The organism is Streptomyces albus subsp. albus, assembly GCF_000719865.1.
Classification (GTDB): Bacteria; Actinomycetota; Actinomycetes; order Streptomycetales; family Streptomycetaceae; genus Streptomyces; species Streptomyces albus_E.
In genome coordinates, this window is sequence record NZ_JOID01000030.1 from 61,514 (window position 1) to 67,603 (window position 6,090).

Annotated in this window: 6 protein-coding genes and 1 pseudogene; 5 read left to right on the top strand and 2 right to left on the bottom strand. The window is 70.2% G+C overall.

Annotated elements, in window-relative coordinates:
• The first annotated feature begins 233 nt into the window (after positions 1-233).
• Complete coding sequence (locus IF83_RS0125285; protein ID WP_030547965.1) at positions 234-428, top strand: hypothetical protein; 195 nt, start codon at positions 234-236, stop codon at positions 426-428.
• A 35-nt stretch (positions 429-463) separates the two neighbouring features.
• Here the strand turns inward: IF83_RS0125285 and IF83_RS0125290 are convergent, their stop codons facing one another.
• Entirely contained in the window at positions 464-835 is a 372-nt protein-coding gene (locus IF83_RS0125290) for a DUF779 domain-containing protein (RefSeq protein WP_030547967.1), read from the bottom strand.
• Between the two features lie 175 nt (positions 836-1,010).
• Between IF83_RS0125290 and IF83_RS0125295 the strand changes: the two genes are divergently transcribed.
• The 3 genes from IF83_RS0125295 to IF83_RS0125305 all read left to right on the top strand — a co-directional run bounded on the left by IF83_RS0125295 (position 1,011) and on the right by IF83_RS0125305 (position 4,183).
• Complete coding sequence (locus tag IF83_RS0125295) at positions 1,011-1,535, top strand: GNAT family N-acetyltransferase (protein ID WP_030547976.1); 525 nt, start codon at positions 1,011-1,013, stop codon at positions 1,533-1,535.
• Between the two features lie 807 nt (positions 1,536-2,342).
• Entirely contained in the window at positions 2,343-2,990 is a 648-nt protein-coding gene (locus IF83_RS0125300) for a DUF4360 domain-containing protein (RefSeq protein WP_030547978.1), read from the top strand.
• A 527-nt stretch (positions 2,991-3,517) separates the two neighbouring features.
• Entirely contained in the window at positions 3,518-4,183 is a 666-nt protein-coding gene (locus IF83_RS0125305; RefSeq protein WP_030547980.1) for a DUF4360 domain-containing protein, read from the top strand.
• Between the two features lie 207 nt (positions 4,184-4,390).
• Here the strand turns inward: IF83_RS0125305 and IF83_RS0125310 are convergent, their stop codons facing one another.
• Entirely contained in the window at positions 4,391-4,966 is a 576-nt protein-coding gene (locus IF83_RS0125310; RefSeq protein WP_051723369.1) for a GNAT family N-acetyltransferase, read from the bottom strand.
• A 268-nt stretch (positions 4,967-5,234) separates the two neighbouring features.
• Between IF83_RS0125310 and IF83_RS0125315 the strand changes: the two are divergent.
• A pseudogene (locus IF83_RS0125315) lies at positions 5,235-5,990 on the top strand (GH12 family glycosyl hydrolase domain-containing protein); the annotation flags it as partial.
• Between the last annotated feature and the right edge of the window lie 100 nt (positions 5,991-6,090).

Here is a 6,090-nt window from a genome sequence, read left to right on the forward strand (position 1 = left end):
AACGCGGAGCCGGGCACGGCGCCGGAGGGCCCCGCGGGGGAGGGCGCTCCCCGCCCGGAGGCATTCCCTCACCGCCACCCCGGGCAGCGGTGATAACTCTCGGTCAACACCCGATCGGCGGACGGACGGACGACCGGTACGGAGCGCGCCATGGGCCACACTGACGCCCCAGAGCCGCTCCGTACCGCGTCCCGGCCGTACCCCTGGGTGGCCGGCCGAGGAGGTTGTCCGCGATGGTGGTATCCATCTCCGTGCTGCTGCTGCTCCTGATCATCATGCTGATCTTCCTGCGCAGCGGATCCCTCAAGACCTCGCACGCGATCCTCTGCGCCGTGGTGGGATTCCTGATCGCGGGCACCGACATCGCGCCCTCCGTCTACGACGGCATCTCGGCCACCGCGCAACTCGTCGGCGGCTTCCGCCCCTGACCACGGACCCCGCCGCGGCACCGAGCGCCGCCCTTTCAGGCGTCCGCCGCCAGCAGCCGGGAGCGGATGAGGAACCGGACGCCCTCGGGGGCTTCGAGTGAGAATCCGCTGCCCCGGCCCTCCACCACATCGACGATCAGGCGGGTGTGGCTCCACCGTTCGTACTGGCTGACCGACATCCAGAACGGCACCGGCTCCGGCACCCCCTCGACCGCCAGTTCCGCCAGCAGCACATCCGACCCGCCCGTCCTGAACTCCCCGGCCGGGTAGCACATCGGCGCGCTGCCGTCGCAGCACCCGCCCGACTGGTGGAACATCAGCGGTCCGTGCGCCTGCCGCAACTCCCGCAACAGGTCCGCCGCCGGGCCGGTCAGCTCCACCCTGGCCGTGTCCGCGCTGTCACTCATGTCCACCCCGGAAGTCGTCGGACGGGCCCCGCGTCGGCCACGGCTGCCACGGCTCCGTGCGCGGCGCCGCCGTCCCACGGTCACACCGGCCCCGGAAGGACGGCAAGCCCCGCGCGCCGCCGGGTTCGCCGGAAATCCGTTGTCGGGCCCGGACGTCACACGGCAGGATCGGGGCGTGCTGATCCGACGTGAGACATCCGCGGACGCCGAGGGCATCCGCGCCGTCCACCGCGCGGCTTTCGCCGCCCCGGCCGGGGCCCCCGGCGAGCAGCCCGTCGAGGTGCGCCTGGTGGACGCGCTGCGCTCGGACGAGGCCTGGATCCCCGGGCTGTCGCTGGTGGCCGTCGACGCCGGGGGAGAGGTGGCCGGGCACGTCGTCTGCACCCGAGCCCGCGTCGGGGCGGCTCCCGCCCTCGGGCTGGGGCCGCTCGGCGTGCTCCCGGCTCTGCAGCGGCGGGGTGTCGGGTCCGCCCTGATGCACGCCGTGCTGGGCGCCGCCGACGCGCTCGGCGAACCGCTCGTCGTGCTGCTCGGCCACACCGGGTACTACCCGCGCTTCGGCTTCCGCCCCGCAGCCGGGTACGGCATCGTCCCGCCCGTCCCCGAGTGGGCCGCACACTTCCAGGTGCGCACCCTGACGACGTACGACCCCGCGCTGCGGGGCCCGTTCGGCTACGCCGAGCCGTTCAACGACCTTTAGGGCACGCCCTCGGGTGTCCTGTCACGCGGGGTGTCCTGTCACGCGGAGCGGATCCCGTGGCCGTTGCAGTAATCCAGAACGGAACGAATGGGCGGCCGCCGCTTTCCGGCACTTCCGCGCTGTGGCCAGAACTCACTGACCGGCTACCGGCCGAAAAGCCATCGGAAGGGACTTCCGGCGCACGGCGTGGCCATATTCCGGTACGCGGCTGCCGTCTCACCGGACGTTCCGGCCCGCCTGTCGAGTTGGGCACCGGGACCGGACGGCATTGTTTCGGCCTTGTTTCCCGAGTGAGACGCGCACCCTTGTCATGGTCCTGGAGGACCTCCTATCGTGGGAGCGCTCCCACCCCTGCCCCCCCACGGGTCAGCAGGAGGCCAGGTAATGACGCCGGAATGGTTGAAGACATCACCTGGCCTCCCGATCCGGCAGGCCGTACGTTTTGATACTCAGCACCCCCTGGCGGTGCGCCGAACGCACCGGTGGAATCCGTAACCGGGCTGAAGCGCCCCGTCGCGTCAAGGCGGTCGCGCCGGCGGATGCGCCGGCCGGTCGCCGCGGAGTATCGATCCGTATCGTCGTGCCCCTGTCTCCGCAGAGGACCTCCGGGAGTCCGGACAGCAGCGCCAGTTTTCCCACCCTGTTCCGCGATGCGCCGTGCCGTGTCGCTGCCCGGGGCCGGCGCGCTGCCCGGATGAGGCTCTGGCACGCCGGCGTTCCGCCGCTACTCTCCGGGCCTCGTTCAGTGTGGGCGGATTCGGGATCGTCCCCCTTCCGTCATGGTCCACGACGATCGATTGGAGAATCATGTCCGGTGTACTTCTGGCAAGTGGGGCTGCCGCGGCGTTACTCGCTTCCACGCTCACCGCTTCCACCGTCTCCGCCGAGGAGACCGTCCCGCCGGAGAAGATCCAGCTCTCCGTCAACACCGTGAACGGCTCGGGCTGCCCGGCCGGGACGGCCGCCGTCGCCGTCTCCCCGGACAACACGGCCTTCACCGTGACCTACAGCGACTACCTCGCCCAGGTCGGAGTCGGCGCGTCGCCGACCGACTTCAGAAAGAACTGCCAGCTCAACCTGGACGTGTACGTGCCCTCGGGCTTCACGTACGCGATCGCGAAGGTCGACTACCGCGGCTACGGCTACCTGGAGGACGGGGCCACCGGCCTGCAGAAGGCGTCGTACTACCACCAGGGCTCCTCCGAGACGAGCGCGACCTCGCGCACGTTCAAGGGCCCGTTCGACAACAACTGGCAGGCGTCGGTCAGCAAGGAGTACGGCGAGCTGGTCTGGGCCCCCTGCGGTGTGAAGCGGAACTTCAACATCAACACCGAACTGCGGGTCGACGGTGGCGACTCGGACACCAAGAGCACGACCAGCTTCATGACCATGGACTCCACGGACGCCGCGGTCAGCACGGTCTACCACATGGCCTGGAAGGAATGCGGTAGCTGACGGGCTCCGCGCGCATCCCGCGCGCGGTGGCGTCCCGGGCACTCTCCGGGGTTCACGGCCCGGGAGCCGGCCGTGGACCACGGGGCGTGGTTCAGGAGCGGGAGAGAAGGAACACCGCGGGACGCACAACCGGTGATCCAGACCTGAGGACTGGTGACCGGATACCAGCACCCCCCACTCCGGACCTGCGGGACTCATGTGCCGCACGGTTGCGGAACTCGAACGGCCTGGGTTGACATCCCCGCGTCCGGGCGGCAGCGGCTGCCCGGACGCGGGGACCACCCCCATCCCTCCCGGAATGCCCTTGGTTCCCGGAGGGGCGGGCCATACGACACGAGAACACGGGGTCATCTATTCCGAGCCCTTTTCCCCATCGCAGACGCGGAAATTCCCCAGCGCATTCCTCATGCCGAAAGCAGGGGAATGAACGGCGGTGGCGGCAAGGGGTTCGGCGGGTTCCATACAGCAAACGGCGCCGGGTCATCCCTGTATCCCGGCGCGGTCCACAGCAGACCGATTGGAGAACCATGTCCGGTGTACTCGCAGCGGCCGGCGCGGCAACAGCGTTGTTCGCCACCTCATTCATTCCGGGCCCGATCGCGACGCCGCCGTATTTCACGGATGTGCCGACCGACAAGATGATCATCACGGTTGCGACCGTCAATGGCTCGGGTTGCCCGGCGGGGACGGCCGCCGTCGCCGTCTCCGAGGACAACACGGCCTTCACCGTGACCTACAGCGAATACCTCGCCCAGGTCGGCGTCGGAGCCAAGCCGACCGACTTCAGAAAGAACTGCCAGCTCAACCTGGCGATGAAGGTCCCGCAGGGCTTCACCTACGCCATCGCCAAGGTGGACTACCGCGGGTACGCGTACCTGGAGGACGGCGCGAGCGCGATGCAGAAGGCGTCGTACTACTTCCAGGGGGCGTCCAGCACGGACGCCCGCCAGGAGTCGTTCGCCGGGCCCTTCGACGACAACTGGCAGGTCACGCACACCACCGAGCTCCCCGCGCTGGTCTGGGCCCCCTGTGGTGAGATCCGCAACTTCAACATCAACACGGAGCTGCGGGTCAACGCCGGTACGTCGAACACCAAGGAGACCACCAGTCTGATGACGATGGACTCCACCGACGGCGATGTCGACACCACCTACCAGATGGCCTGGAAGCGGTGCGAGCCGGGTGACGACTGAGGGCTGATCACCCCGGACGCCACCGCCCCGCCCGGCCTTCGCGACTGACCGGAACGGGCCTTCCGAACCACCTGGCACAGCAGCAACTCCCCGCTGGGCACGGCCGTGCGCGCCGGCCGCGCCCGGCGGGGTGACGGGCGCGGAGCCGGCTCACGGCTCCGCGCCCCGTCGTGTGCCCGGCCCGCCCGGGGGCATCGGCCGGCCGCTTCACCACACGTCTCCGTCGCGCCAGTCGCAGACGAGTTCCCCGGACGGGTCCAGCGGGGCCGAGAGCGGGAACACGTACACGCAGCCGTCCTCCTCCGGGGTGCGGACGAGTCCGTCCGGGGTGAGCGCGAGAGTGCGGCCCTGCCAGCGCCGCCAGCCCCGGCCCGCGTAGAACCGCGCGCCGTCGTCGGTCGCGCCGAGTGCGCCCACCTCGTAGGCGCCGCGCAGTACGCCTTCCAGCGCCGCCATCATGGCCGAGCCGTGGCCGCGGCCCTGCCGGTCCGGGCGTACGCCCACCCCCTCGACGTACCCGGCGCGCAGCGCCCGGCCGCCGTGCAGCAGGCGCCGCTGGACGAGGGAGGCGTGTCCGATCAGTTCGGCGTTCTCCCACGCCAGTGCGTGCCAGCCGCCGAGGGCGTGTTCCCAGTCCTCGTCGGTCATGTCCCCCTCGAAGACGACGTCGAGCAGGCTGCGCGCGGCCTGCCGGGAAGCGTGGTCCAGATGGGCGGTGTGGACGAGCCGGACGCCGTCCGGCCGGGTGCCTTCCCGGCTGTGTCCTCGGGCGTCTGCGGTCATACGGGCCTCCTGGTCAGGGCGCGGGCCGACGCCTCCGCCGGTCCGCCGTGCGCCGGCCGGCGGGCGGGGTGAGGGCCGTCCCGAAGGCTGAACGGGCGTGGCCCGGCGGGCGGATGGCGATCGGCCGCGTGATGCGGGAGTGCGGGCAGCGCCATGGTGGCATCTCTTGCCAGGCTCTCGCCGGAGTCATACAGTCCGCTCCGGCGCATGTGAATGGGAGCGCTCCCACGCTCCACCCCCCTCCATCCGCAACCGCTGAAGGGATCCCATGAAACTCCGCATACGCTCCGCCACAACGGCTCTCCTGGTGACCCTCGGGTCGCTGGCCGGCCTCGCGATCACGGCGCCGTCGGCCGCGGCGGACCCGGTCATCTGCGACCAGTACGGGACCTCCACGGTGCAGGGCCAGTACGTGGTGCAGAACAACCGCTGGGGCACCAGTGCCACCCAGTGCGTCAACGTCACCGGCAACGGCTTCCAGCTCACCCAGGCGGACGGCAGCGTCTCGACCGACGGTGCCCCCAAGTCCTATCCGTCGATCTACACGGGCTGCCACTACGCCAACTGCTCGCCGGGTACCCGGCTGCCGATGCAGATCGGCTCGATCAGCAGCGCGCCGAGCAGCATCTCGTACCAGTTCACCTCCGACGCGGTCTACAACGCGTCCTACGACATCTGGCTCGACCCGGAGCCCAAGCGGACCGGCGTCAACCGGACGGAGATCATGATCTGGTTCAACCGGGTGGGCCCGATCCAGCCCATCGGCTCGCAGGTCGGCACGGCCGACGTCGGCGGGCGGAGCTGGGAGGTGTGGACCGGCAACAACGGCGGCAACGACGTGATCTCCTTCGTGTCCCCGTCCGCGCTTCCCAGCTGGAGCTTCGACGTCATGGACTTCGTCAAGGAGACCGTGGGCCGCGGCATGGCCGGCAACAACTGGTACATGACCAGCATCCAGGCCGGCTTCGAGCCGTGGAACGGCGGTGCGGGACTGGGAGTTCAGTCCTTCTCCGCCTCGGTGAACGGCTAGGAGCGTGTCCCGGTAACGGGCAAGCAGGGTGGTGCCGTTATTGATGGGGTTGGTGGCGGTCGCTGTGCCGGCGTGGGCGGGGCGACAGTCGGGG